This is a genomic window from Marinibacterium profundimaris (assembly GCF_002210095.1).
GTDB lineage: Bacteria > Pseudomonadota > Alphaproteobacteria > Rhodobacterales > Rhodobacteraceae > Marinibacterium > Marinibacterium profundimaris.
In genome coordinates this window covers 29,875-53,089 of the sequence record NZ_AQQR01000017.1, presented here as the reverse complement: position 1 = coordinate 53,089, position 23,215 = coordinate 29,875, and the positions used below count along the sequence as shown (strand labels likewise).

30 protein-coding genes are annotated in these 23,215 nt (G+C 60.1%); 20 read left to right on the top strand and 10 right to left on the bottom strand.

All coding sequences use genetic code 11. The features are described 5' to 3' along the window. The 3 genes from ATO3_RS23005 to ATO3_RS22995 all read right to left on the bottom strand — a co-directional run bounded on the left by ATO3_RS23005 (position 1) and on the right by ATO3_RS22995 (position 1,422). Entirely contained in the window at positions 1-324 is a 324-nt protein-coding gene (locus tag ATO3_RS23005) for a TrbC/VirB2 family protein (RefSeq protein ID WP_088652262.1), read from the bottom strand. Positions 325-395: 71 nt separating this feature from the next. Continuing rightward, on the bottom strand, positions 396-1,010 hold the full coding sequence (locus ATO3_RS23000; RefSeq protein ID WP_088652235.1) for a lytic transglycosylase domain-containing protein: 615 nt from the start codon (positions 1,008-1,010) through the stop codon (positions 396-398). Between the two features lie 43 nt (positions 1,011-1,053). Next, entirely contained in the window at positions 1,054-1,422 is a 369-nt protein-coding gene (locus tag ATO3_RS22995) for a hypothetical protein (RefSeq protein WP_088652234.1), read from the bottom strand. Positions 1,423-1,632: 210 nt separating this feature from the next. Here ATO3_RS22995 and ATO3_RS22990 point away from each other — a divergent pair, with 210 nt between their 5' ends. From ATO3_RS22990 to ATO3_RS22980, 3 genes are all read left to right on the top strand, one after another. Beyond that, the gene (locus tag ATO3_RS22990; RefSeq protein WP_088652233.1) at positions 1,633-1,884 is read left to right on the top strand and encodes a hypothetical protein; all 252 of its coding nucleotides are present in this window, start codon (positions 1,633-1,635) and stop codon (positions 1,882-1,884) included. A gap of 124 nt (positions 1,885-2,008) precedes the next feature. Then, positions 2,009-2,266 carry a helix-turn-helix domain-containing protein gene (locus tag ATO3_RS22985; protein WP_073038001.1) on the top strand — a complete coding sequence of 86 codons (258 nt, stop codon included), beginning with the start codon at positions 2,009-2,011 and terminating at the stop codon, positions 2,264-2,266. A 169-nt stretch (positions 2,267-2,435) separates the two neighbouring features. After that, on the top strand, positions 2,436-2,660 hold the full coding sequence (locus tag ATO3_RS22980; RefSeq protein ID WP_088652232.1) for a hypothetical protein: 225 nt from the start codon (positions 2,436-2,438) through the stop codon (positions 2,658-2,660). 103 nt (positions 2,661-2,763) lie between these two features. Here the strand turns inward: ATO3_RS22980 and ATO3_RS29290 are convergent, their stop codons facing one another. The 6 genes from ATO3_RS29290 to ATO3_RS22950 all read right to left on the bottom strand — a co-directional run bounded on the left by ATO3_RS29290 (position 2,764) and on the right by ATO3_RS22950 (position 7,321). Further along, on the bottom strand, positions 2,764-3,519 hold the full coding sequence (locus tag ATO3_RS29290) for a hypothetical protein (protein ID WP_233152284.1): 756 nt from the start codon (positions 3,517-3,519) through the stop codon (positions 2,764-2,766). Between the two features lie 434 nt (positions 3,520-3,953). After that, a complete protein-coding gene (locus tag ATO3_RS22970; protein ID WP_088652230.1) occupies positions 3,954-4,898 on the bottom strand; it encodes a cation diffusion facilitator family transporter in 945 nt (314 codons plus the stop codon). Continuing rightward, positions 4,888-5,658, bottom strand: a complete 771-nt coding sequence (locus ATO3_RS22965; RefSeq protein WP_008282972.1) for a transglutaminase-like domain-containing protein — start codon at positions 5,656-5,658, stop codon at positions 4,888-4,890. The genes ATO3_RS22970 and ATO3_RS22965 overlap by 11 nt, the downstream gene beginning before the upstream one ends. Before the next feature lie 93 nt (positions 5,659-5,751). Next, on the bottom strand, positions 5,752-6,486 hold the full coding sequence (locus ATO3_RS22960) for a cytochrome c biogenesis CcdA family protein (protein WP_008282973.1): 735 nt from the start codon (positions 6,484-6,486) through the stop codon (positions 5,752-5,754). Positions 6,487-6,564: 78 nt separating this feature from the next. After that, entirely contained in the window at positions 6,565-6,891 is a 327-nt protein-coding gene (locus ATO3_RS22955) for a YnfA family protein (protein WP_043872274.1), read from the bottom strand. Position 6,892: 1 nt separating this feature from the next. Then, positions 6,893-7,321: a MerR family transcriptional regulator gene (locus ATO3_RS22950; RefSeq protein WP_037239845.1), complete on the bottom strand. Its 429-nt coding sequence runs from the start codon at positions 7,319-7,321 to the stop codon at positions 6,893-6,895. A gap of 213 nt (positions 7,322-7,534) precedes the next feature. On the opposite strand from ATO3_RS22950, the gene ATO3_RS22945 reads away from it, so the two are divergent. The 13 genes from ATO3_RS22945 to ATO3_RS22885 are packed head-to-tail and all read left to right on the top strand — an operon-like array spanning position 7,535 to position 18,109. Further along, positions 7,535-8,101 (top strand): SCO family protein, encoded by a 567-nt coding sequence (locus ATO3_RS22945; RefSeq protein ID WP_043872275.1) that lies wholly within the window; start codon positions 7,535-7,537, stop codon positions 8,099-8,101. A gap of 5 nt (positions 8,102-8,106) precedes the next feature. Continuing rightward, the gene (locus ATO3_RS22940; RefSeq protein ID WP_088652229.1) at positions 8,107-8,529 is read left to right on the top strand and encodes a disulfide bond formation protein B; all 423 of its coding nucleotides are present in this window, start codon (positions 8,107-8,109) and stop codon (positions 8,527-8,529) included. After that, complete coding sequence (locus ATO3_RS22935; RefSeq protein ID WP_088652228.1) at positions 8,526-9,185, top strand: DsbA family protein; 660 nt, start codon at positions 8,526-8,528, stop codon at positions 9,183-9,185. Before ATO3_RS22940 ends, ATO3_RS22935 begins: the two co-directional genes overlap by 4 nt. A 28-nt stretch (positions 9,186-9,213) precedes the next feature. Continuing rightward, positions 9,214-9,681: a copper chaperone PCu(A)C gene (locus ATO3_RS22930; protein WP_040652268.1), complete on the top strand. Its 468-nt coding sequence runs from the start codon at positions 9,214-9,216 to the stop codon at positions 9,679-9,681. After that, positions 9,681-10,307, top strand: a complete 627-nt coding sequence (locus ATO3_RS22925; protein ID WP_009820117.1) for an SCO family protein — start codon at positions 9,681-9,683, stop codon at positions 10,305-10,307. The genes ATO3_RS22930 and ATO3_RS22925 overlap by 1 nt, the downstream gene beginning before the upstream one ends. Next, a complete protein-coding gene (locus tag ATO3_RS22920; protein WP_088652227.1) occupies positions 10,304-11,677 on the top strand; it encodes a M23 family metallopeptidase in 1,374 nt (457 codons plus the stop codon). Before ATO3_RS22925 ends, ATO3_RS22920 begins: the two co-directional genes overlap by 4 nt. Positions 11,678-11,680: 3 nt before the next feature. Continuing rightward, entirely contained in the window at positions 11,681-12,136 is a 456-nt protein-coding gene (locus ATO3_RS22915; protein WP_088652226.1) for a DUF411 domain-containing protein, read from the top strand. Positions 12,137-12,162: 26 nt separating this feature from the next. Continuing rightward, positions 12,163-12,948 carry a ZIP family metal transporter gene (locus ATO3_RS22910; protein ID WP_088652225.1) on the top strand — a complete coding sequence of 262 codons (786 nt, stop codon included), beginning with the start codon at positions 12,163-12,165 and terminating at the stop codon, positions 12,946-12,948. Beyond that, on the top strand, positions 12,929-13,423 hold the full coding sequence (lspA, locus tag ATO3_RS22905; protein WP_408630827.1) for a signal peptidase II: 495 nt from the start codon (positions 12,929-12,931) through the stop codon (positions 13,421-13,423). The genes ATO3_RS22910 and lspA overlap by 20 nt, the downstream gene beginning before the upstream one ends. 17 nt (positions 13,424-13,440) lie before the next feature. Next, positions 13,441-14,991, top strand: coding sequence for an apolipoprotein N-acyltransferase (gene lnt / locus ATO3_RS22900; RefSeq protein WP_408630828.1), 1,551 nt, complete (start codon positions 13,441-13,443; stop codon positions 14,989-14,991). Then, a complete protein-coding gene (locus ATO3_RS22895) occupies positions 14,985-15,158 on the top strand; it encodes a hypothetical protein (RefSeq protein WP_177193852.1) in 174 nt (57 codons plus the stop codon). Before lnt ends, ATO3_RS22895 begins: the two co-directional genes overlap by 7 nt. 24 nt (positions 15,159-15,182) lie before the next feature. Further along, entirely contained in the window at positions 15,183-17,117 is a 1,935-nt protein-coding gene (locus ATO3_RS22890; RefSeq protein WP_088652222.1) for a penicillin acylase family protein, read from the top strand. Next, positions 17,114-18,109 (top strand): cytochrome c oxidase assembly protein, encoded by a 996-nt coding sequence (locus ATO3_RS22885; RefSeq protein WP_088652221.1) that lies wholly within the window; start codon positions 17,114-17,116, stop codon positions 18,107-18,109. Before ATO3_RS22890 ends, ATO3_RS22885 begins: the two co-directional genes overlap by 4 nt. A gap of 247 nt (positions 18,110-18,356) precedes the next feature. Here the strand turns inward: ATO3_RS22885 and mntR are convergent, their stop codons facing one another. Further along, positions 18,357-18,827, bottom strand: coding sequence for a manganese-binding transcriptional regulator MntR (mntR, locus tag ATO3_RS22880; RefSeq protein WP_088652220.1), 471 nt, complete (start codon positions 18,825-18,827; stop codon positions 18,357-18,359). 115 nt (positions 18,828-18,942) lie between these two features. Between mntR and ATO3_RS22875 the strand changes: the two genes are divergently transcribed. Genes ATO3_RS22875 through phnE form a run of 4 tightly spaced genes read left to right on the top strand, consistent with a single transcriptional unit; the run spans position 18,943 to position 23,214 of the window. Continuing rightward, positions 18,943-20,802 carry a cytochrome c peroxidase gene (locus ATO3_RS22875; RefSeq protein ID WP_233152283.1) on the top strand — a complete coding sequence of 620 codons (1,860 nt, stop codon included), beginning with the start codon at positions 18,943-18,945 and terminating at the stop codon, positions 20,800-20,802. Then, on the top strand, positions 20,802-21,677 hold the full coding sequence (locus tag ATO3_RS22870) for a phosphate/phosphite/phosphonate ABC transporter substrate-binding protein (RefSeq protein WP_088652219.1): 876 nt from the start codon (positions 20,802-20,804) through the stop codon (positions 21,675-21,677). Before ATO3_RS22875 ends, ATO3_RS22870 begins: the two co-directional genes overlap by 1 nt. Next, on the top strand, positions 21,674-22,456 hold the full coding sequence (locus ATO3_RS22865; protein WP_088652218.1) for a phosphonate ABC transporter ATP-binding protein: 783 nt from the start codon (positions 21,674-21,676) through the stop codon (positions 22,454-22,456). The genes ATO3_RS22870 and ATO3_RS22865 overlap by 4 nt, the downstream gene beginning before the upstream one ends. Continuing rightward, positions 22,456-23,214: a phosphonate ABC transporter, permease protein PhnE gene (gene phnE / locus ATO3_RS22860; RefSeq protein WP_088652217.1), complete on the top strand. Its 759-nt coding sequence runs from the start codon at positions 22,456-22,458 to the stop codon at positions 23,212-23,214. Before ATO3_RS22865 ends, phnE begins: the two co-directional genes overlap by 1 nt. Position 23,215: the final 1 nt, after the last annotated feature.

The following is a 23,215-nucleotide window of genomic DNA, read 5'->3' as shown; positions in this document are numbered from 1 at the left end:
TTATGGACCACCGGCGAAAACCGCGGCAACAATTGTGGGAGCGGCGGCGACACCGGCAATGCCGACAAGAACCCAAAGCGCCTGGCGCAGATCGATGATGTTGAAAAACCAGCTGAGGAAGACGCCGAGCACGGCAAGCGTCGCGATGACGACGCCAAGAGGGCCGGTCAGCGCATCAACGATGCCTTGCAGGAGACTTTGGATCGGCGAGAGATCAATGCTCTGGGCGAGGGCGGGTTCGGCAATCAGCAGGAATAGCGCCAGCGAGGCGACAAAGAGGTGTGAAAACCAACTTGTTTGGAAAAAGCGGTATCGCCAATGCACTGCCGCGCTGCGCGCTCTCGTGACATTGCCGATAAGTGTTTTGAGGAATGATTTCCAAAAAGGTTGGGACATCATGAATTTGATCCTTCCAATCGGGCCACGACAGCCATGACGCGGGCCACGTGGTTCTGGGTTTCTCGGTAAGGGGGAATGCCACCGTGTTGGCGCACGGCGTCCGGCCCCGCGTTGTAGGCCGCCAGCGCCAGATGCGGATCGCCGAACGCCTCCAGCATCATCGCGAGGTAGCGGGCGGAGCCGTCGAGGTTCTGCAGCGGATCACGCGGGTCGACGCCCAGATCACGCGCCGTCGCTGGCATCAATTGACCAAGGCCAATGGCACCTGCACTTGAAATCGCATCCTGCCGGTAGGCGCTCTCAACCTCGATGTTGGCCCGATAGAGAGCTAGCCAATCCGTCACGGAAAGCCCCGCGCGACGCAGGCCAGGATGGCCGGCATAGCGCAAGGCCGTGGTCTGAATCCCGGAGAGGACATCGGCGCGCGGCAGGGGAGTCGGGCGGGCAAGGGCCGCGACTCGGACGCCTTCTTGCTCGGCCTCTACCTCGCCGAAGATCGCGATCCCATCGGAGGCCGAACCCTGACCAATCCCGTCATTGTAGTTTCGAGCAAAGCTGCTTTGGGAGCGGGACGGGATCAGGGAGCCGTCGCCCTCCATGACCAGGACCATTTGCGCTGAGGCAGGTGCTGCGACCAGCCAGAGACAGACGAGGTTAGTTGTCAGCAGCCTTGTCTGATGGGGCTTTGTCTGACGGGGCGAGTTTATGCGTGCGGCTTGTCCCCGCCTCAAGCGGCAGGTCGACATGCGCATAGCCAAGGCCAATGAAGAAAGACACCACGCCGGAGATCGTCTTGAACTCGCGGATCTTGATATCGTTGTAGGTCGTCCGCGTGCGGGCGGTGACGAGGAGCTTTTCCACCCCGTCATCAGAGACAACGCGCATGATCCAGACCCCGTAATAACTGGGGCCTTTCTTATGTGCCGACTCCTGGCACAGGATTTCTGCGCTATAGCCGCTTTCCACGAGCTCGCGGAACCTGGCTTCCGTAACCACATTTGGTGCTTCGATGTCCCAGTTCATGGCCCGGCTCACGCTTTCTCCAATGGCGCGACCCTGGGCATTCCTACTTGAAGCCCAGAGTTACGATAGTATACTATCAACCGCAAGATGTAATATCGTGCTTTAGCTGTAGTTTGGTCACGCAAACACTAGTCACGGCCAGTGTCTGCGATCAAGGAGATAACAGGTTTGAGAAACCCAAGGTTGACAGGCCTGCTCCCATTGCAAGCTATGGTCCTTCTGATCTGCGTTCCCGGACCAGTTTTGGCGGAATCCTGCTTCGCCCCGGCCCGTCCTTTCGTGCCAAGCGATTCGCAGGCAGCGCGGGACTATGCAGACATCATCCGTGGCGATTTCGAAGACTACATCCAGGATATCCAGAGCTACTTCCGTTGCCTCGACAGCGAACGCGCCCGCGCCTTCGAGGAAGCGCGCGAAGTCAGCGAGGACTATGGCCGGTTCCTGCAATTGGTAGGGGATTGATGGGCAACCTCGGGAGCATCAGACTTGCAGCCCATGGAAACCAGACGCCGATAACACCCTCATATATCTACTTTTTAGATAACAGATTTCATCCGCTAGCGACGTCACAAAAGGTATGTGACGCGTGGCAAAGACAATCAGAAGCACGGGACAGGTGGCACTCTGCCAAGCATTGGTCGACGCCCGCATCAAGGCGGGCCTCGGTCAGGAGGACTTGGCGATCAAGCTCAAGTGCCATCAATCCCTCGTGGCGCGCATTGAAAGCGGCCAGCGCCGGGTCGACGTCGTCGAGCTGGTCGTCCTTGCGCGCGCCATCGGCTTTGACCCCTTCGAGGTTTTGGCGATCGTCGAAGCCGCCACGGAGCCCGACCACCGGATTTGAGCAATTTCATTAATCAAGAACACGGGAGCTAACTTTTCCCGGTGTGAGTATCGGTGACGCGAGGAAGAACAGCTAACCAATTTAACCAAAACAGGCATGCCGCTGCAGCAAACGCTTCGGAAGTCGAAGTTGCGGTCGGAAAAGCCCAATTGCAGGAAATTAGTTAACAGTGAATGAAGATAAGGTCGAAGGTGTCGCCATCGCCAATTTGATTGCAGCCGATGAAGAAACCATTGTTGGCTGGGTTTATCGATGGAACACAGGTGCTCTGGCAATCCGGTGGGACATGCATGGCCCACAGCGCGTCTCAAAGATTTACCCGGATCTCTGCGATGCCGATAAAGCTGAAATCGACTTCGCGTCTCTCACGCAGCTGCCCTGTCGCGACGACTGACATGGTGGAATATGGCCTTTATGGCCCTCGATTGTGTGCGTGTGCCTGCGTTGCAGGTTTGATTTCGTACAAGGCCCTGCGCGACTTCGCTGCGGCTCAATAGTCAGTAATTGACCTGCTCAAAACCGTAATTCCCGCTATAGTCACGCCACTCAACGAAGACGGATCTGTGATAAATGCTCGGGCAGTGCTCGCCCCATCGCTCGAGACCGGCATGCGCATCAGGAAGCGCTGCGGGTGACGACACCCTCCAAGAAAAATCGCCCTGGATCCCGTAGGTGCCGAGGACAACGGCGGCGCTGCGGTTGCAGTCGCCATCTCGCCCGGATTCGTGCTGGCGGGCATAACGAACGTCAAAGACGCGGATGGAACGCACGAAGTTGAATTCCGGCCCGCTGATATCGATGTCGGCGCGGTCTTCTACGAGCTGGAGGGCGTAATCAGCCCTTACGAGGTTGTCCCAAGCCGCGTTGGAGCCTTTGCGCCCAAGCATCCCGCCTGCCCTGGCTGCCTGATCGAAGAGCGGGGTTGAAGAGTTTGGAGGGGTTCCTGAATCACCATATAGGGCATCGAAGATCCGGTCCGCGGTCCGCGATCTAGCAGGTCCATCGTAAGACGCACCCATCGGGCAGCGCCAAATCTGAAGCGGCGGCTCCACCGGCCATGGAGTTATGCGCCGGATGAACTCGGCCCGTGCGCGGGCGCAGGGCACGGAAGCTGGCCATCCACCGGACAAACACAGCAGGATGGCACAATCGATCTGATAGGTTTGGGCGCGTGCTTGTGTCGGAACTGTTGGGCCGGTCAAGGCGAGAGCTAAAAAGGCCGCCAGAGGGAGGTTTTTGAATTCGAAACGCATGGCAAGGACCCTTGACAATCTTCACCCAGCATACCTACGAAAATATACTATTGCAACAATGATGATGCGTGTTGCGGTTGCGGCGGTCAGCAAGATCGCGAGGTGACTGAGCCGCCCGTCGTCATCCGCCACGTTGCGCGCTGCGCCAATCCCACGGCATGTCAAAGCGTCCGAGCCATCTCGATCGTCAAATGAGTCTCGAATTGCCCTTAAATCGGTTCTACCTAAATCTGTTTGGCGAATAGGACGCATTCGGGCTCTCAGCAGTTCTGCAACGGCTCAGAAGCAGACGGAACCTTGAAGGCTTCGAACCTCGTGAGTTCGAGGACCAGGCCAGGCTGGCTTGAAGCAGGCCGTGCACCCGTTTCAGGTCGCTGTCGCTTAGCTTGCACTCGCAATCGACGTCGATCACACCTTCATGACCTCTCACAAGCTCAGTGAAAACGGTTCTCCTCCTCTTCAGGCTTGCCGTGACCGTAGAGGTCGGCGTTTTCGTGTGCGCGGTCTTCGTGTTCGAACTCCAGGCTGGAATGGGCGATGTTGAAGTCCTCCTTCAGCCGGTCCTTGATCGCTGCCTTGTTCTTTTCGATTTTACCCCAGCCGCCCGCTGTCAGCACCACGTGGCAGTCCAGCGCCGCCTTGTGCTCCTCCATCTGCCACAGATGCACGTGGTGAACGTCCGCTACACCATCGACGCTCCGCAGCGCCTCAACGACGGCTGCATTGTCGATGTCGGGTGGGCTGCCGAGCATCAGGGTTCTGATCGGACCGCCAATCTCAGTGAAAGCCAGATAGAGGATGTAAAGGGCAATGCCGATGGTGATTGCGGGATCGACCCATCGCATGTCGTAGAGGATGATCAGGGACCCTCCAATGATGACTGCCACAGAGGCCAAAGCGTCCGACAGGTTGTGCAGGAAAAGCGCACGGATGTTCACACTGCCTTTCTGCATCGAATAGGTGAGCAGCGCCGTCAACGTGTCGACGACGAGTGCCACACCGCCCAGGATCACCACCGTCCAACCAGCGACCTCGGGCGGGTCGATCATCCGCATGCCACCCTCATAGATCAGGTAGAAACCGATCAGGATCAGGGTCGTGTAGTTGATGAGTGCCGCGACGATTTCAATCCGACCATAGCCGAATGTCATGCGTTCATCGGCGGGTCGTCTGGCGATTTTGCGCGCAACGAACGCGATCACCAGTGACGCCATGTCCGAAAAATTGTGTAGGGCATCTGCGATCAGCGCCAGGCTGCCGGAAAGGATGCCGCCAACGATCTGCGCGACGGTCAGAAGCCCGTTGGCCCAGATTGCGATGGAGACCCTACGATCACCTGATTCAGGATCAATGTGGGTATGGCCATGATCATGCGGCACGGTTGTTCTCCTCATGGCTGTGGTTCGGTCGACTGAGACCAGGGACCTTTGGCAACATTCCACGACGGATGCGGCGAACCCGGGCATTCATCCAGTGACGGATGACGTGGCGATAGAGAAAGTCACGCGCAAATCCGAAGTTCTGACTATATTTCAAATAAAAGTCATCGGGCGCATCAAAGGTTCCAAAATCACGAACGATACCGGTTTTCTGAATATAAGTGCTGCCGCCGTTCCAACTGACTGGTGGCGCACTCAGGCAATCCGTTCCAGCGCCGTAGCCGCAAAGGCTTTCTGTTTCGCTGAATTCCTTCTGAAGCGACTGCAGGAAGGGGGCGTCCAGAATGAAGCCTTCGAGATTGATCCAGCCCTCTTCTGTTTCGACTTCGACCCACGAGTGCAGAATTTCGGACGGTGCGAGGGGGTAGACCAATTCGGGCACCACGCCACGCTGCAGGGCCTTGTGGATGGTGAAGCCGTGCAGTCGGCAGCGGATGCCTACGCTGCGCAGCAGTGCCATGAGAAGCGTCCCTTTCGTGTTGCACTGCCCGTAGCCGTCGGTCAGCACCGCAGAGGCGGGAATGTCGTCGACGCGGTTGTAGCCGAACGCAATCACGTTCCGGACAAAGTCATAAACCGCGCCAATCCGGTCGACACGGGCAAGGTCATGCCAGCCACGATCTCGTACCAGGTTCGAGATTGAGGGCGAGTCAAAATCCAGCAGTCTTGTTGCGGTTAAATAGGAATCGGTGGGTGCCACAGGGTCTCTCCTCGAATCGTTCACGAGGAGTCTTAATCTCTACAGTGACTAGAGAGACAAGCCTTTTCTCAAATGTTACTTTCGATCACAGCTCTATCCGATAGTGCCAAGGGCCGGGAAGGTTTCGAGCAGCCAGAAGGCAAGGCGGCTGATCTGACCTGTCATCACGCCGATACCCATCAGCACCATCAGTCCGCCCGATATACGATAGAGCCATCGACCAGCCGCACCAATCCGCTTTAGCCTGCCTGCAATCTCGTTGGTGAAGAGCGCTATGATTAGAAACGGCAGTCCAAGCCCTGCGGAGTAGATTGCCAGCAAGGCCATCCCGTCCGCTCCAGATGTCGCGCTTACTGCCAGGATCGACCCAAGCACAGGGCCTATGCAGGGCGTCCAGCCAAAGGCAAAGGCAAGACCCAAAAGGTAGGCTCCAACGGCGCTGCCGCCGTCAACTTTTACGTCGGGCCTCGTGTCACGCATCATTGCGGGGATCTTGATCGCGCCCATCATGACAAGTCCGAACAAGACGATCAAGAAGCCACCCGCAAGCCCGAGTTCGTATTTCCAGCGCAAGAGCATCCCGCCCAAAAGACTTGCCCCGGCCCCGAGCGCCACGAAGACTGTCGAAAACCCGAGCACGAACCACAAACTCAGGACCACGCTGCGCGCCCGTTCGGCAATGCTGCGCGCCGCCCCGGATTTCGCGGCGGGCTGTCCCGCGATGTAAGAGACGTAGCCAGGTGCAAGAGGCAAGACGCAAGGCGACAGAAAGGATATAGCGCCACCCAGAAAAGCCGCGACGATTCCAACACCTGAGATTTCGAACATTCAATTCCTGCCTTGCTTTAGCCTGTGAAACGCGCACCGTTGTAAAAGCTAAAGCTACTGTAGGAGCAATGCCGTTTTTTACGCTCCGCGGGGTGCCGCGAGGATGATAGCGGCACCCAACAAGCATACAGCGGTGCCGAGCAGATCCCACCTGTCCGGCCGGTGCCCTTCGGCGAGCCACATCCAGAGAATGGACGCGGCAATATAGATCCCACCATAGGCCGCAAAGGCGCGTCCCGCAGCCACAGTGTCGACCTGAGCCAGAAGCCAGCCGAACGCCACCAGCGCCGCCACACCGGGGACAAGCCAAAGAGGGGACGCGCCAAGACGCCACCATGCCCAGATGGCAAAGCATCCGGCGATCTCAGCCAAGGCCGCGAGCGGATAGACGAGCACTGCGGTCATCTCAGGCGCCGATCTCGTCGTGGTCCGTCAGGCACTCGGAATGGTCGCGCAACACCTCCAGCACACGGCAATCGGCCGTGTGCCCGCCGCTGCATTCATGCACCATCCTCTGCAATTCTGTCCGAAGGGCTTCAAGTCGGGCCATACGTTGCTCAACCTGCTTAAGTTGCCTGCGAGCGATGGCATCGGCCTCCGCGCAAGACTTGTCCGGATGATCGCTCAGATCGAGAAGCTCACGGATCGCGTCCAGCGAGAACCCGAGTTGCCGCGCATGCCGGACGAAAGACAAACGGTCAAGCTCACTATCTCCATAGCGCCGCTGACCGCCAGCCGATCGCCCGGGCTCGGGCAAGAGTCCGATCTGCTCGTAATAGCGGATCGTCTGCACCTTCGTCCCGGTCTTTTTTGCCAAAGTGCCGATTGTCAGCATATCATCTCTCCAGACTATCTACAGCCCGTGTAGCTTTAAGCGTTTTTTTGCACAAGTTCCGCTTGGCATCTCACAGGTCAGTGAACATCGCTCTTCCATCCATAATAAGTCTTGAACCTACAGTAGCTAGAGGGTGTAAGCGCGCTGAAAATATAGAACCAAATTCGGGCGGAGCGCGTGAAGCTTTCAGATCTTCAGAAAGTACTATGGGTTTTGGCGGGCGCGGCGGCGTTCGTTTTCATCTGGCTGCTAATGTGGGCGGACTACCGCGCCGACCTTGCCCAAGCCGAGACCGAACCACCTTTCTTTGCGCAGTTCGAACTCACGGATCATCGCGGCATGGTCCAAACAGACGAAGATTTCGCAGGGCGCTGGATGCTGGTCTTCTTTGGTTTCACCAATTGCCCCGACGTCTGTCCAACAACACTGTCCGAAGTCGCGGCCGTGATGGAGGGCTTGGGCGACGAGGCGGCAAAGGTCCAGCCGATCTTTATAACGATTGATCCGGAGCGGGATACGCCGACAGCACTTGCCGGGTATGTGCCCCTGTTCGACGCTGGGATCATCGGGCTGACCGGCACGCCGGAGCAGATCGCCGCAACATCCGAGACCTTCCCAATTTTCTTTGAGAGGATCGAGGAGGCCACCGCGCCGGGTGGATACACAATGGGGCACACATCGCACCTGTTTCTTTTTGATCCGCGGGCGGGCTTCGCCAATTCCTGGCCCTACGGCACACCCGCCGAAGAGATCCTTGCGGATCTGAGAAAGAGGATCTGATTGCCATGACCCGCCTTTCCGGAGAAGCGGCCCTTGTTCTTGCTTGGATCATTGCGCTTATCGCATCGCTTGCCGTGCTCTTTATTGGCGAGGTGCTTGGTCAAACGCCTTGCGTCCTTTGCTGGTTCCAGCGCGCCTTCATGTTCCCCCTGGCTATCGTTCTTGGGCTCGGGCTGTGGTGGCAGGATCCCCGCGTGGGGCGCTATGGCGTTGCGCTGGCGCTTGGGGGGGCGGCAGTGGCGTCGTATCACATCGGCCTCTATGTCGGGCTGATCCCCGAGGCGATCCAGCCCTGCACGGCGACCGGCCCCTCTTGTACCGACGACAACCAGGTGGTCTTCGGCATTCCGATTCCGCTGTTGGCGCTTGTCGCCTTCACGATGATCGGGATGCTGTCGGCCCTTTCACTGAAGGAAAAACAAACATGAATCGACGCGGCCTCGTTCTATCCGTTCTGGCTGTTGGCGCCGCAGGTTTTAGCGGCGCGGCCTGGTATGCCACCCGCCCCCAACCCATGGCAGAGGCAGTCCCTGTCGCGCCCGAAGTGAACGATGTGCTGATCCGGCCCTATTCCCCGATCCTCGGCCCCGAAACGGCACCTGTCACGATTGTCGAGTTTTTCGATCCAGCTTGCGAGGCATGCCGCGCATTCTATCCCGTGGTCAAAGAGATCATGGCTGAGCACGGTGATGCGATCCGTGTCGTAATTCGATACACCGCGTTTCACGGGGACGCTTCGGTGGAAGCGATCCGTGTTCTCGAAGCTGCGCGGATGCAGGATGTGTTCGAACCCGTGCTGGAAGCGGTCCTGCGCGAGCAGCCGCGATGGGCGTCCCATGGCACTCCGGCACCGGGTTTGATCCTTGAGATTGCCGCAAGCGGTGGTCTGGATGTCGAAGCTGCTCGGACACAGATGCTGGCCCCCGGTGTCGTGGCGGTGCTCAATCAGGACCGCGCTGATGTCGAAGCGGTAGGCGTGCGACAAACGCCCACGTTCTTCGTCAACGCCAAGCCATTAGACCCGTTCGGTGAGGCCGAACTGCGGCGACTGGTGGCTGCGGAAGTTGCGGCCAGCCAAAGTTGATGCTCGGCCAGATACAGGAGAATTCTTCATGACAAAACGATCTTACATCAATGGTTTGCCCCTTGTCTTGCTACTCTCGGGCATGTCGACTCCGGCATTTGCCGGTTCGGAGGATGTGGTCGTCGAAAACGCGTGGTCCCGTGCTTCAATCGGGGTCAACCGCCCTGGTGCGGCCTATATGACTGTGCGCAACACCGGTGAAGACACGGTCACGCTGACCGGGCTTACAACACCACTGGCCGTGATGCCCCAGATCCATGAGACGAAAACCAACGCCGACGGCGTCAGTTCTATGGCGCCTGCTGACGAAATCACGATTGAACCGGGCCAAAGCGTAGCATTGGAACCGGGAGGGCTGCACGCCATGCTCATGAAGCTGCAAAACCCGATGATCGAAGGCGAGACCTTCCCACTGACACTGACGTTCTCGGACGGTGGTGAAGTGACTGTTGAGGTCCCAATTCTGGGGATCGCCGCGCGCGGGCCGGAGAGCTGATGCAGCGTCGGCATGTGGTCCAATACGGTGCAGCCGGTGTAGGCGCTGTCGCTCTGATGCTCGGCGTCGGCTGGTGGCGCGTGGACGGTCCCGGTGCACCAAAACCGGCCGGCCAAAGGCCTCTCCCCCTGTCGGCGATGGATTTCCGACTGACCGATCACGAAGGCAATGAAGTGGGCCCGGAAACCCTGATCGGACGCCCGACCATGGTGTTTTTCGGGTTCACCTACTGCCCGGATGTCTGCCCCACGACGTTATCGGATATCTCAGGTTGGCTTGAAGATCTCGGGGACGAAGCCGCGCGGATGAACGTGGTCTTCATCACAGTCGATCCGGAGCGGGACACGGTCGAGGCCATGGCCGAATATGTCGGCTATTTTCATCCGGCTATTCGCGGCTGGACTGGGCCGGCAAACCAGGTTGCCCGCGCTGCAGAAGGATTTCGTGCCTCGTATGAGCGCGTCCCGACCGAAGGCGGCGACTATACAATGAACCATACGGCAAGTGTATTCCTGTTCGATGCCAAGGGTGAACTCGTCACCATGATTGACTATCACGAGCCAAGAGAATTCGCAGTGCCGAAGATCCGGCGTGCACTGACAGAAGTCGTAGAGGGGGCAACATGAAGATTAGAATTGTTTTGGCGAGCGCTGTGGTCGCAGGCGCTTTTTCGCTGACCGCCATCGCCATTTCTGGCGTTCTTTCTAAAGAGCCAGTGCCTCCTGCGATTGCTGAAGCGACCCTCTGGACTCCCGATCCGCTCTCGATGCCTCAGATCGCCGACTACGATGTGACACCGCCCGCTGCATTTCACGCCGACAATGCTAGCCCAATGCGACCTCTGCCGCTCTTGCAATCTGTCTTCGCAGAAACCGCCTTGCCCGAGATTGAACCGCCTTTGATCACCTGGTCGCGTGAGATCGCGTCGGGCGAGACGCTGGATGCGGTCCTGGCGAACGCGGGTATCGCTGCGCCTGCGCGTGCCGAAATCGCGCTCGCGCTTGGTGCAGAATATGACCTGCGCCGATTGCGCCCGGGCCATGAGATCACTGTGATCTCAAAGGTGGACGGAAATCCGAGCCGCGTGGAACTGGCAGTTGACGATGGGGTGCGGATCGAAACGGTCTTTGGTCAAGAACTTGTCACACGCGTGTTGGAGCCAGACCCTGAAATGGTGACGTTCGCGGGCGAGGCAGTGATCGAAAGCTCTGTCTTCGCGGCTTTGGACAAAGCGGGCATCCCAGCCCGTTTTGCGGTCGACATGGCGCAGATGCTGGGCGGCACAGTGGATTTTCGACGCGAACTTTCCGGTGGCGAGACGATGCGTCTTCTTTGGCGCGAGGCCCGAGACGGGAACAAGAGGATTGGTCAGCCCGAGCTTGCCTTTGCCGCACTGGATATCGATGGCTCGGTCTATGAAATCGTCTGGCGGAACGACGGCAGCGGCCAAGCGACGATCTATGTCGACGGAGAAGTCCTGCGCGTGTTCGCGCAACCGGTCGAAGGTGCACGGCTAAGTTCCGTCTTTGGCCGTCGCACACACCCGGTCTATGGGAATGTGCGCATGCACACCGGCGTCGACTTTGCTGCGGCCCGCGGTACGCCGGTAAAAGCAACGGCGCCAGGACGCGTGAGCTTCATCGGACGTCGTGGTGGATATGGCCGGGTGGTGGAGATAGCGCATGGATCCGACACCCTGACACGATACGCACATCTCAGCGAGGTGCCGGACACACTCGAACAAGGGCAGCGCGTTTTGGCCGGAGATATGATCGGGCGGGTCGGTGCGACGGGTACCGCGACAGGCCCCAACCTACATTACGAAGTGCTGGTGGAGGGTCGCCCGACCGACCCTCTCTCTGACGACCGTTTGGCAGAGGCGGCCGAGCGTGAAGCGGACGACACGGCTGCGCTTGAGCGGCTGGCTGAGGCACGCTCGCTACTGGCCGAGAGGCTCACCAGCGAATTTGTGCAAACAACAACCGAAAGGCTTTAATCCATGAAACGACTGGCTCCCGCCCTTGCAGTCACGCTGGCCTTGTTTCCCGCGGCGCAAGCTGTCGCCGATGCGATCCAGATTGACGTCCGGAAGACAAACGGCTGCGGCTGTTGTCTGTCCTGGATGAAGCACCTCAAGGAAAGCGGATTCGCGCCGACAGGCGAGGACATGTTCGGGGGATCTCTTGTGCGCTTCAAACTCGACAATGGCGTGCCTCAGCGCATGGTCTCCTGCCATTCGGCTTTGGTCGACGGCTACGTGATCGAAGGTCATGTACCGGCATCAGACATTCAGCGTTTGTTGGATGAGCGTCCAGATGCCGTGGGGCTGGCGGTGCCGGGAATGCCCTATGGCTCGCCGGGCATGGGACCGGAGGATGATCGTGAGGCTTATGACGTCTTCCTGATCCGCGGCGATGGATCGACCGAGGTCTACACCAGCTACCCCGGTTCCTGACTGAACTCGCAGCAAGACTTTAGCAATTGGAACCCCTCTCTCCAATAGCGCTTGGCTTTCTTGGAAGCCTGGCAGCCGGATCGCTGACCGCGGTCGGGGCGATCCCCGTTCTTTTCGGGCGCATCCCGTCCCGGTCCACACGCGATCTCTTGCTCGGCTTCGCGGCTGGTGTGATGCTCGCGGCCTCGTTCTTCTCGCTGATAATCCCGGCCCTCGACGCGGCCGAAGGGCAGTTCGAGAATGCTGCCGCCCCCGCAGCCATTGTTTGCCTTGCGATCCTGCTCGGTATGGGCGCGGTTGCTTTGATGAACGAAAAGCTACCGCACGAGCATTTCAAGTCCGGACGCGAGGGCCCTGATGCAGACTCTCTGCGTCGCGTCTGGCTCTTCATCATCGCGATCACGATCCACAATTTCCCCGAAGGGCTTGCCGTTGGTGTCGGGTTCGGGGCTGATGGATTCTCGGGCGGGTTGCCACTTGCGATCGGTATCGGACTGCAAAACGCTCCCGAGGGTCTCGCCGTAGCGGTTTCATTGCTTGGTGAGGGATATTCCAAGAGCCGTGCGTGGGGGATTGCCGCACTGACAGGTCTTGTCGAGCCGGTAGGCGGGCTTCTTGGGGCTGGGATCATCAGCATCTCGGAGCCGCTGTTGCCATGGGGCCTCGCCTTCGCCGCCGGGGCGATGCTCTACGTCATCAGCCACGAAATCATTCCCGAAACCCACCGTTCCGGCCATCAAAACAGGGCGACACTCGGTCTCGCGGTCGGCCTCGTGATCATGTTGTTCCTCGATGTATGGCTGGGAGGATGAGATGAAACAGTCCCATTTCCAAGGTTTCATTGCGGCTGGAACTGCTTTTCTTGTCGACCAGGTGACAAAAGCAATTGTCGTCGCCAATGCGGCAGATTTGAGCGCCGGAATTCCGGTCTTTCCCGGTTTCAATCTCATCTACCTGCGCAACGATGGCGTGACATTCGGACTACTTAGTGGAGCGCCATGGTGGAGCCTTACAGTGTTGGCCCTCGCTGTCTGTGGCTGGTTGACGGTCATGTTGGTGCGCACTGCCAGCCCGGTTGAGGCTATCGCCTATGGTGCGATTATCGGTGGCGCGCTCGGCAACGTCCTCGACCGCATCCGGTTTCGGGGTGTGACGGACTTCCTCGATTTCTACGCCGGATCCACGCATTGGCCCGCCTTCAACATGGCGGATGTTTTCGTGGTCGGCGGGGTGGGCCTACTGCTCATAGCTCCTTGGTTGAGCGCCAAGTTTCAGAATGGCACATGATGACGGGTTTGGCGCATATGTCTGTCTGGGGCCATTACATTCCTCTGCGTTCCGGAATTAGTTTTGTGGCGGGCGGTTTGACGGTTTTAGCCCTTCCGCCGTTCTCATGGCTCATCGCCGTTCCGGTTGCCTTCTCGGCGCTCTTTCTCATACTCCGACAGGTTTCCACAGCGCACGCTTTCTTCATCGGCTGGGTCTTCGGAATTGGCCAGTTCGGGTTCGGAATCTCTTGGATCGCCGAGAGTTTTTACGTCGATGCCGAACGTTTCGCCGCGCTGGCGATCCCGGCCGTCGCGGGGTTGTCAGCGGGCCTAGCCATTTTCCCGGCCATGGCTGCGGCGCTCTATGCCGTCATCGCGCAGCGCAGACCCCTCGGGGGCATTGCCGCAAGTCTGCTTCTCGCAACCTGCTGGGTGGCGACGGAATGGTTGCGAGGTCATGTCCTGACAGGTTTTCCGTGGAACCTGGCCGCTTATGCTCTGGTCGATCACGCCGCGCTGCGACAGCCGGCAGCCTGGGTCGGAAGCTACGGGTTGAGCTTTCTCACCGTCCTTGTCGGCGTCATGCCGGGAGCTGCGTATTCCGCCGTGCCACGTCAACGGTCAGCCGTTCTCGTGTTGTGCGCGATGGCCATCATAGGACTCTGGGGTGCCGGTACGTTCCGCCTTGGATCAGAGGCGCCCTTGCCTCGCGTCGACCTGCGCATCGTGCAAGGCAACGTGCCGCAACGGGAGAAATGGGCGCCCGGAAACCGGGACGCGACCCTTGAGCTCTACCTCGACCTCTCATCTCGTCCCGGCAACGTCGATCTTCTGCTTTGGCCGGAGACGGCCTTTCCCGGTTTTCTCGACGAGGACGCGGCAGCCCATGCCCGGATCACCGGTTCTCTGCCCGAAGGTACGCTGCTTCTGACGGGAGTGCCCGATCGAGTGGAGAGCGATGCGGGTACTCGCTATTTCAATACGGTCCAGGCCTATAACAGCAGCGGGGAAATACTGACCGGATATGCAAAGCATCATCTCGTGCCGTTCGGGGAATACGTTCCCTTCCGGGGCTGGCTGCCTTTCGCACGGCTGACCGAGGGATTGGGAGATTTCACGCCCGGACCGGGACCACGCACGCTCGCGCTCCCGGGTGTGCCGCTGGTCGCGGTCGCGATCTGCTACGAGATAATCTTTCCGGGCCACGTGGTCGATGATCTTTTCCGCCCCGACTGGATATTCAACGCCACCAACGATGCCTGGTTCGGCACCAGCATCGGGCCCGAGCAGCACCTCGCGGCCGCGCGCATGCGCGCGGTCGAAGAAGGTCTTCCCGTGGTCCGCGCGGCCAACACTGGGATATCCGCGATTATCGACGCCAATGGAGATGTCGTCGCGCGTCTCGATACCGGGGAAACAGGTGTCATTGACGCCAGCCTGCCCGGCGCGCGCGCTCCCACGCCCTACGCACGTTTCGGCGACTGGACAATACTGGTGCTTATCGTTGCGTCTTGGAGCCTGGTCTATTCTTTCGGCTTGATCCGAAGACGTCTCGATGCGGAGCATTCAAGAATGGAGGAATGGTGATGCTGGTACTCGCGGGTTTTGTCGGAGGTGCGATCTGGGGTGGCTATCTGGCGCGGCGGCGGAAAGGAAACCGCCTGGATATGCTTCAATATGCGACAAGCTTCGGCATTGCCTTCGGCCTCCTCGCCTTTTTCGCCTCGGTGATCCTGTTGCGCATCACGTCCTGAAAATGCTTCAGCATCGGCAACGAATTGAAACGACTGTTCAACATATTGCTTTACACTTTCCTGGCGGCCTGCGCAGCGGGATTGGCCGTTTCCGGTACCGCCTACTTTCTGCTGCGTGCCTCCGTTCCCGACTATGACGAGGACTTCAGCGTTGCAGGCATAGATAGCCCGATCGATATCCTGCGGGATTCTTCAGCCTTACCGCACATCACGGCGGGGTCCGCCGAGGATGTCTATTTCGCCATCGGCTTCGTTCACGCGCAAGACAGGCTCGGTCAGTTGTTGAGGGCAAGGCGTGCAACGAAAGACCTGTTGCCACTGGAGCCGACGAGCGAAATTGACTCTTCGACATCCGATGCGCTCGAAGCATACGCCGCCGGTGTCAACGCGTGGCTTGGGCTGGTTTCCGAAGGCAGGCGTGGCAGGGGCTCACCCGAACTGTTGATCGCTGACGAGAGAATGATAGCGGCCTGGAGACCTGTCGATAGCCTCAGAATAGCCCATGCATTTTTGAGCGATCTTCGACCCAAGAGCCGGCAAGAATTGTCAGTCTCGTCAGATTTGCAGGTCCCGTCAGATCGCCCCGTCACACCCGAGTTGTTTGCGACCCCGCCCGAAGTCAGCCTCAATGCTTGGGCGCTGTCCGGCGACCGAACGGCCACAGGGGCACCAATTCTCGCCGCGGACATCGTTGGCCCTTTGTCGCTCCCCTCTGAATGGTACCTGGCGGATCTTCAACTTCCGACAGGGGCCGCGATTGGCGCCACATTGCCGGGCGTGCCGTTCGTTGTCATCGGCCGCAACGAGCGCGTCGCATGGGCGTTTCGATCAACTCCCCAAAAAGCAGTCAGAGAGCCAGAAGCTCCTACAGGCAGGGGTGCTGGCGAATATCTGATGATGCTTGACCGTCTCGCGAGGTCCACCGATGCGAACAACGCCCTTAGCGGAACCTCCGAAATGTTATCGGCCGGAATGGAGGTTCTAGCGATCGACCGTGAAACCTTGGCCCGCTGGCCCGAAAGGGAGATCGAGCGCCCTGCATCGTTTCGAGACGCCCGTTTGGCTGTGCTTGATGATCGACAGCTGATATTCTCGGTCGAGGGCGCGATTGCGGTTCAACGCGACACTGTCAGCGCAGCCGCACGCGCCCTTCTTCCTCTGATGGCAAAAGAGCTTTGGTTCGTGAGGTCCGCAAGCGGCATCGAAGAGACCCGCACTGAAAGGCTTCGCAACGAAATACTGGACAAGCTTGCGCAATGGAATGGCGACATGGATCGCTATTCACAGGAGCCGCTCGTATTCTGGGCATGGGTCAGTGCTTTGCAACGACGCATTCTTCAGGACGAATTTCCGGCGGCGAACGCGTTTTGGACCAGACCGAATCCAGATTTCCTTTACGCGGTCCTTTCCGGTCGCGGCGGGAGCGCTGTCTGGTGCGACATCCGCCCTTCCGCACGCATGGAAACCTGCGAAGATCAGGTTCGAGCGGCTCTGGATGATGCCCTCGACTGGCTGGTCGACCGCTACGGATCCGATCCCTCCGACTGGTCCTGGGGTGAGGCGCATACTTTGAACATGCAGTGGTCGCCGATCAGACCGGGCGGGATGGTGAGCGACTTGTTGTCTCTCGAAGCACCAACGCCGGGCGATCCCTTTACTCTGATGTCGACAGTATTTGCATCGGACGATGCTCGGCCATTTGTCTCCAACGCGGGCACCAACTTTCAGGCGGTCATGTCGCTTTCGGACGAAAGCGGTTCCTATTTCATCACGCCCGCCGGTCAGTCCGGGCACCCTCTCTCAAAGTTCTACGAAAACCTCTTTCCGAAGTGGATGCAGGGTGAATACATAATGATGAGCACGGATCTGTCCTTGGCCCGCGGTGGCGCCGCAGGAACATCTCGACTGTCACCCAAATCAGAGGACAGCTCGAGTACGATAGAGGATAGGAGCCAATGATCACGTATCTCATCCACTACGATCCGTTTGGCTATGCGATTTCACCGGTGTCGTTTGTTTCCGTCGGATTGGCCGCATGGGTCTACATGCGCGGCCTCGCGCGATCCTCTCGCATTCTCGGAAGGATTACTGTCTGGCGACAGGTTCAGTTCTTCACCGGCATTGCCTGCCTCCTCGTCGCCACGAACGCGCCCCTGGCCCCGTTGGGACACAGTCACTTCTCCCTGCACCAAGTGGAGCATCTTCTTCTCCGCCTTGCCGGACCGCTGCTTTTCGCGGTGTCCCAACCATGGCGCATACTGCAAGCTGGTCTGGCAAGAGAATGGCGACGGCACCTCAATGCGCTTGGCAATCGTGGCATCGTGCGGTTCATGGCGCATCCCGCGATGGCCACTGCCTTGCTTGTTGCCGCGCTATACGTTTGGCAGGTTCCTGTCCTTTACGGACTGGCGCAGCGCGTTCCGGCGATCGAGATGCTCGCGCACCTGTCGATGGTGCTGGCAGGGATCTGGTATTTCGGCATGCTGCTCAACCCCAAGGATCCGCCTGATGGTGCACGGCGAGGGGCGCGGCTGATATCCGGTTTTGTAGTAATCGTTTCGAATATTTTTCTGGGCGCCCTCACGACGCTAAAAGAGGTGGGTCTCTATGCGTCCTACCAAACGGCAAGGAACAGTAGCGGACTTAGCGCCTTGGCTGACGAGACAATCGGTGGCTACACAATCTGGGTCCCGTCCTCGATGGTTTTGATTGCGGCAATTATCCTTGTGCTGAACGGCTGGAACGCGGCGGAAGTGCGCCGATGGAACACCCGATACGAGTTGATGCGGGGTTCGAATGTGGCGGCGCTCGAGTTTCCGGAAACCGCCGCGGAGTTGCGTCTGAAAGTGGAAAAGCCAAATCGCGACATGGGCCGAACACTCGCTCTGGGCGCATTCGCCATGTTCTCGATTGTCATGATCACGCTCGTGACGATCGTCTACGCGCTCTGAACGATCGACAAAAATTCAGGGTAGCGCCCACGGCATGTCCCAACGACCGGAAACTTCGGCCAACAGTCAGTCTTAAGGAGAGGATTAGGTACGCACCACCTCCGGCTTACCTGGGTACGAAAGACCCAATCGGCTTTTAGCGCCAGAGTTCGGAGTCAGCATACAAGCCTCGTCCCGGACTTTGACCGCTGGCCTCGCTTCCCTGGTCGTCGTGACCTCATCACTATCGCGAGAGCCCGCTGAGTCGCTATTCATGCTTCCAGGATTGCTTCAGCGCTTGTCCGAAAGCCACCAGCGTTGTTTCGCTGACGTGATGCTCGATCCCTTCCGCATCGCGTTCCGCGGTTTCTTCGTCGATCCCGAGGCTGCAAAGAAACGCAACGACGATCCGGTGGCGCTGTCGACAGGCCTCCGCCAGCTCCTGGCCAGAATCGGTGAGGAATATCGCGCGGTATGGCTCCCTCCGAACAAGGCCAGCGGCCTTGAGCCGCGAAATGTTCTTCGTCACGGTTGGCGGTTTCACGCCAAGTCGTTCTGCAATCTCGACCGGTCTGGCCTCTCCGCGCGTCTCGATGAGTTCCGCGATCAACTCGACGTAGTCCTCCGCCATTTCGCTCTCATGCGCCTGACGCACGGTCGCAAACCCCTCGGCCTGTGCTTCGGGAGCCCTGTCGACAGTTTCAAACGGTTCACGCCCATGTGATTGCAGCTTTGTCATACTTGGGACTTTGCAGCGAAACAGCGGGATTGACAACTTGTTTGCTGAGGGTAGATAAGTTAGCCATGTCTAACTTTTGTCTCTGGAGGTTATGGTGATACGAAATTTCCTGGGAGTGTTGCTCGCCACGTTAGCCAGTGTGCTCGTCCTGTCCGGACCTGCGGCCGCAACACCTGCTAAGGAGACCCCCTGGCTTCCCGAGGCGGCGGCCTACAGGCTGACGCTCTTTCTTGGAAATCTCGAGCCTCTGCCCTGGGATGATATTGAGACCGCCTGGACGGACCCCTACCGGGGTTCGGAATTCTCCATCGGTGCCCTGACGTGGCTGGATCGCGAAAGCGACATCGACGCTGCCCAGCTTCTGAACGCGATCACGCATGAAGACCGGCAGGCGGCCTTTGTCGAGGCGACGCGGCTGATCGCGCTCAGGATCGAAGAGGAACTGGACCGTGTTATCGCTGCCGAAGACCCGGCGCGTGCGCAGCAGGCCGTGCGGACAGCTAGGGAACTTTATCGCGCGTTTGCGGACGGTATCGCCACCGCCGAGTCTGATGTCGCGCGGCAGATCGGCCTTGCCTGGCTGGAGTTGAACAGCAGTACGGGTTCCGTCGGGGTCCTGGGCGCAGGTGCCACAAGCGCGGATCGCGACACGATGGTGGCCGCGCGCAGGGTCATCTCCGACTACCTCGCGCAGAACTATCTCATTGACGATTTTGCTCCGCGTCAGACGCTGAGCGCCTTGCCGGAAACTGCGATACTCAGCGGTCGCGCCATTGAGGTACCGCCAAGCCTGCCACCGGGCTCCGACATCTTCGATCAGGATCCGCTGCCGCGTCTCGTTCTCAATTTCGAGGAACAGGGCATCGACGAGACCGACCTGCCGCTCGTGGCCTACGGCGACATGCTGTTCGACAGCGCGCAAATCTTCGGCAGCCCGGCGCGCGATCTCGGTCTCGCCTGCTCGACCTGTCACAATCGCTCGGACGTCAACCAACGGCTGTTCATTCCGGGTGCCAGCCACCAGCCGGGCGCGATCGACGTCGACGGCGCCTTTTTCAACCCGATATTCAACGACCGGCGTGACGACCCGCTCGACATTCCAAGCCTTCGCGGCTTGCGTTTCACCGGCCCCTACGGTCGCGACGGTCGTTTTGCCTCCCTGCGCGACTTCACCCGCAACGTTGTCGTCAACGAGTTCGGCGGCGCGGAGCCGACGCCTTTCATGATGGACGCGCTGGTCGCCTACATGCTCGAGTTCGACTTCCTACCCAACTCCATGCTGACACCGGACGGCCAACTGACCGAGTCGGCCCCAGAGGCCGCGCAACGCGGCGAAGCGATCTTCAACACGCCCTTCGCGGGACTCGGCGACCGCTCCTGTGCCAGTTGCCATATGCCGGACGCCAACTTCCTGGACCGACAGGCGCACGACATCGGCTCCGTCGCGCCGGCTTATGAAGGCGCCCGTGCCGGTGCGCTGGACACCCCCACCCTGCTCGGCACCGCCTATACCGCGCCCTATTTCCATGACGGATCGCTGCCGACCCTGGCGGCTGTCGTAGACTGGTTCGACGAGACGAAGACGCTCGGGCTGACCGAAGCGGAACGAACTGATCTGACCGCCTATCTGCAGACCGTGGGCGCGGCGGACGAGCCCTATGAAGCTTTCGATGCCGAGAACACCGCCTTCCGACTGGCATTCGCCGAACTGACGACCTTCGCCTCGACAATCGACACGCTGCTGCCGCGGCGGGACGCGGAGCATATCCTGCTGCTGACCGACACCGTGGCCGCCGACCTTGCAGCCGACGCCAGTACCATGTCGAACCTTGCTGCGCGTCCCGAGGTCTACGCGTTGGCCGGGCGGTTGGCCGATGTCGGCGCCGCCGTGCGTGACGGCGACTGGGCAGCCGCCGAAGCAAGCTGGAGCGCGTTCCAGACCGAGGCCGATACAGTCGAAGCGAGGGCCTTTTGATGGCGATGCACGTGAACCGCAGAACGGCCCTGCTTCTGGCCAGCGCGAGCGCTATGTCTCTGGCGACCCCGCTCGCCGCGCAGGACGTTAGGTTGCGGCTAGCCTTCATCCCGCAAGAGAACCCGGAAAAGCTGCTGGGCGATATCGAGGCCATCACCGGCTGGCTGGCCAGTGAGGTCGGCGTCCCCGTCGAAGGGTTCGTCACCATCGACCACGCCGCCGCGGTCGAGGCACTGAGAAACGGCGATGCAGATATTTCCTTCATGGGCGCCCTGCCCTTCGTTCTGGCCGAGGCCGAGATCGGTGCCGTGCCGCTTCTGTCCGAGGTCTACCGCGACGCGCCGAGTTACACGGGCCGCATCTTCGTGCGCCGCGACAGCGGCATCGGCTCGCTCGCCGACCTGCGCGGGCGTAACATTGCCTTCGCTGATCCAATCTCGGAATCGGGCTATCTCTATCCGCTCGCCGAATTCGTTAAGGCCGGGCTGATCGAAGGCCCCACCGCGGCGGATGCGTTCTTCGGCCGCGTCTTCTTCGCGGGCGGCTACCAGCAGGCGATGCAAGCGATGGCCGAGGGTCTGGTCGATGCCGCAGGCGCTAGCCAATACGCCGATCTGCTTCTGACGCCGCGGCAGCAGGCAGAAGTAACCTGGATCGTGGAAAGCGAGCCAATCCCGAGTCACCTCGTGATCGCACGCCCGGGGCTCGACGCCGGCCTTCAGAACCGGTTCATCGACGCGATGCTGCGGCTCAACGCACCAGAGAACCGCAAAAAGCTGCGCTATCTCTACGGCCCGGACGGCTATGTCAGGTCCGACTCCGCCGCCTACGACGGCGTGCGCGACATGGCGCGCCGATACGGGCTGTTGGAATGAGCATTGCCGCCCAAATCGACGACCTGAGCTTTACCCATCCGGGAACGGACCTCCCGGCGCTGGAACGGGTTTCGCTTACGATTCCGGCGGGTGAAAGCGTCGCTTTGCTGGGCCCATCCGGGGCAGGGAAAACGACCCTGCTGGCACTGCTCGACGGCCGGCTCCGGGGCTGGAGCGGGCGGGTATCGGTTCTGGGGGCACCGCTCGATCCCGACCAGCCGCCGCCGCGTGTGCGCCGTCCGGATACCGGTTTCGTGTTTCAGGAGTTTGCGTTGGTCGAACGCTCCACGGTTCTGCGCAACGTCCTCAATGGTCGCCTGGGACGCATGCCCCCCCTACGGGCCCTGCTGGGATCACCAACCGCGCATGATCTGGAGATTGTGCGCGCAGCCCTTGCCGATTGCGGCATTGGTGATCTCGCAGGGCGCCGGGTCGACAGTCTCAGCGGCGGTCAGCGGCAGCGTGTGGCCATCGCGCGCTGTCTGGCCCAGGAACCGCGTCTGATCCTCGCCGATGAGCCGGTGAGCAGTCTCGACCCCGCCCGCGCCGGCGAGATCCTGTCGCTGCTGACCGGCGCGGCGCGGGCGCGCGGAGCGACGGCGCTGTTTTCCTCGCACCAGCCAGACCTGGCGCGGCGTTTCGCGCAGCGTATCATCGGCATTCGCGGCGGGCGGATCGTCTTTGACGTGCCGACCCCCGAGTTGAACGAGGCTGCAACAGCGGATCTCTACAGGGAGATAGAACCAATGCCCGGTACCGGCCTCCGGGCGGTATCCTGATGCGGTTTCGCGAATTCGGCGGGTTCGCGACCAGCGCCCTGATCGCCGGCGCGATCCTGTGGTCCTTCGCCACGGCCGACGTCGAGTTGACGCGTCTCATGTCCGCCGGTCCGCGGATCGCAGATTTTCTCGGTCGGATGTTTCCGCCTGACCCGACGGTGATGGCTGAGATCAAGAAGGGCAGCGCGGAAACGCTGAGGATCGCGATCCTCGGCACTCTCGGCGCGGTGATCCTGTCAATCCCACTCGGCATTCTGGCGTCCGAGACGATGGTAGCGCGTGCAGTTTTTCGGCCGGTTCGAACGCTGCTTGCTTTCATCAGGGCGATTCCGCTGATCCTGGTGGCCATGCTTATGGTCGGCGCTGTCGGGCTCGGGCCGCTGCCCGGCATCATCGCGGTCGCGTTTCATGCGACGGGGATGCTCGCCAAATTCTATGCCGAGGCGATCGACGGCGTTTCCCGCGCGCCCATCGCTGCGCTGGAAAGCGCGGGCGCCGGGCCGCTCGTGCGGCTCAGACATGCGATCTGGCCGCAGATGGCGCCGGTCGTCGCCCGCGACACAATCTTCCGGTTCGAACTGAACCTGCGAGAGTCGCTGATCCTCGGGATTGTCGGCGCGGGCGGGATCGGCTTTTACATCCAGACCTACGTGCGCTCTTTCCAGTATGACAAGGCGGCCAGCGTCACGGTTGCCGTCGTCGTCATGGTCATCGCCATTGAGGCGATCAACGTCGCGATGCGGCGCCGCTTCACCTGAT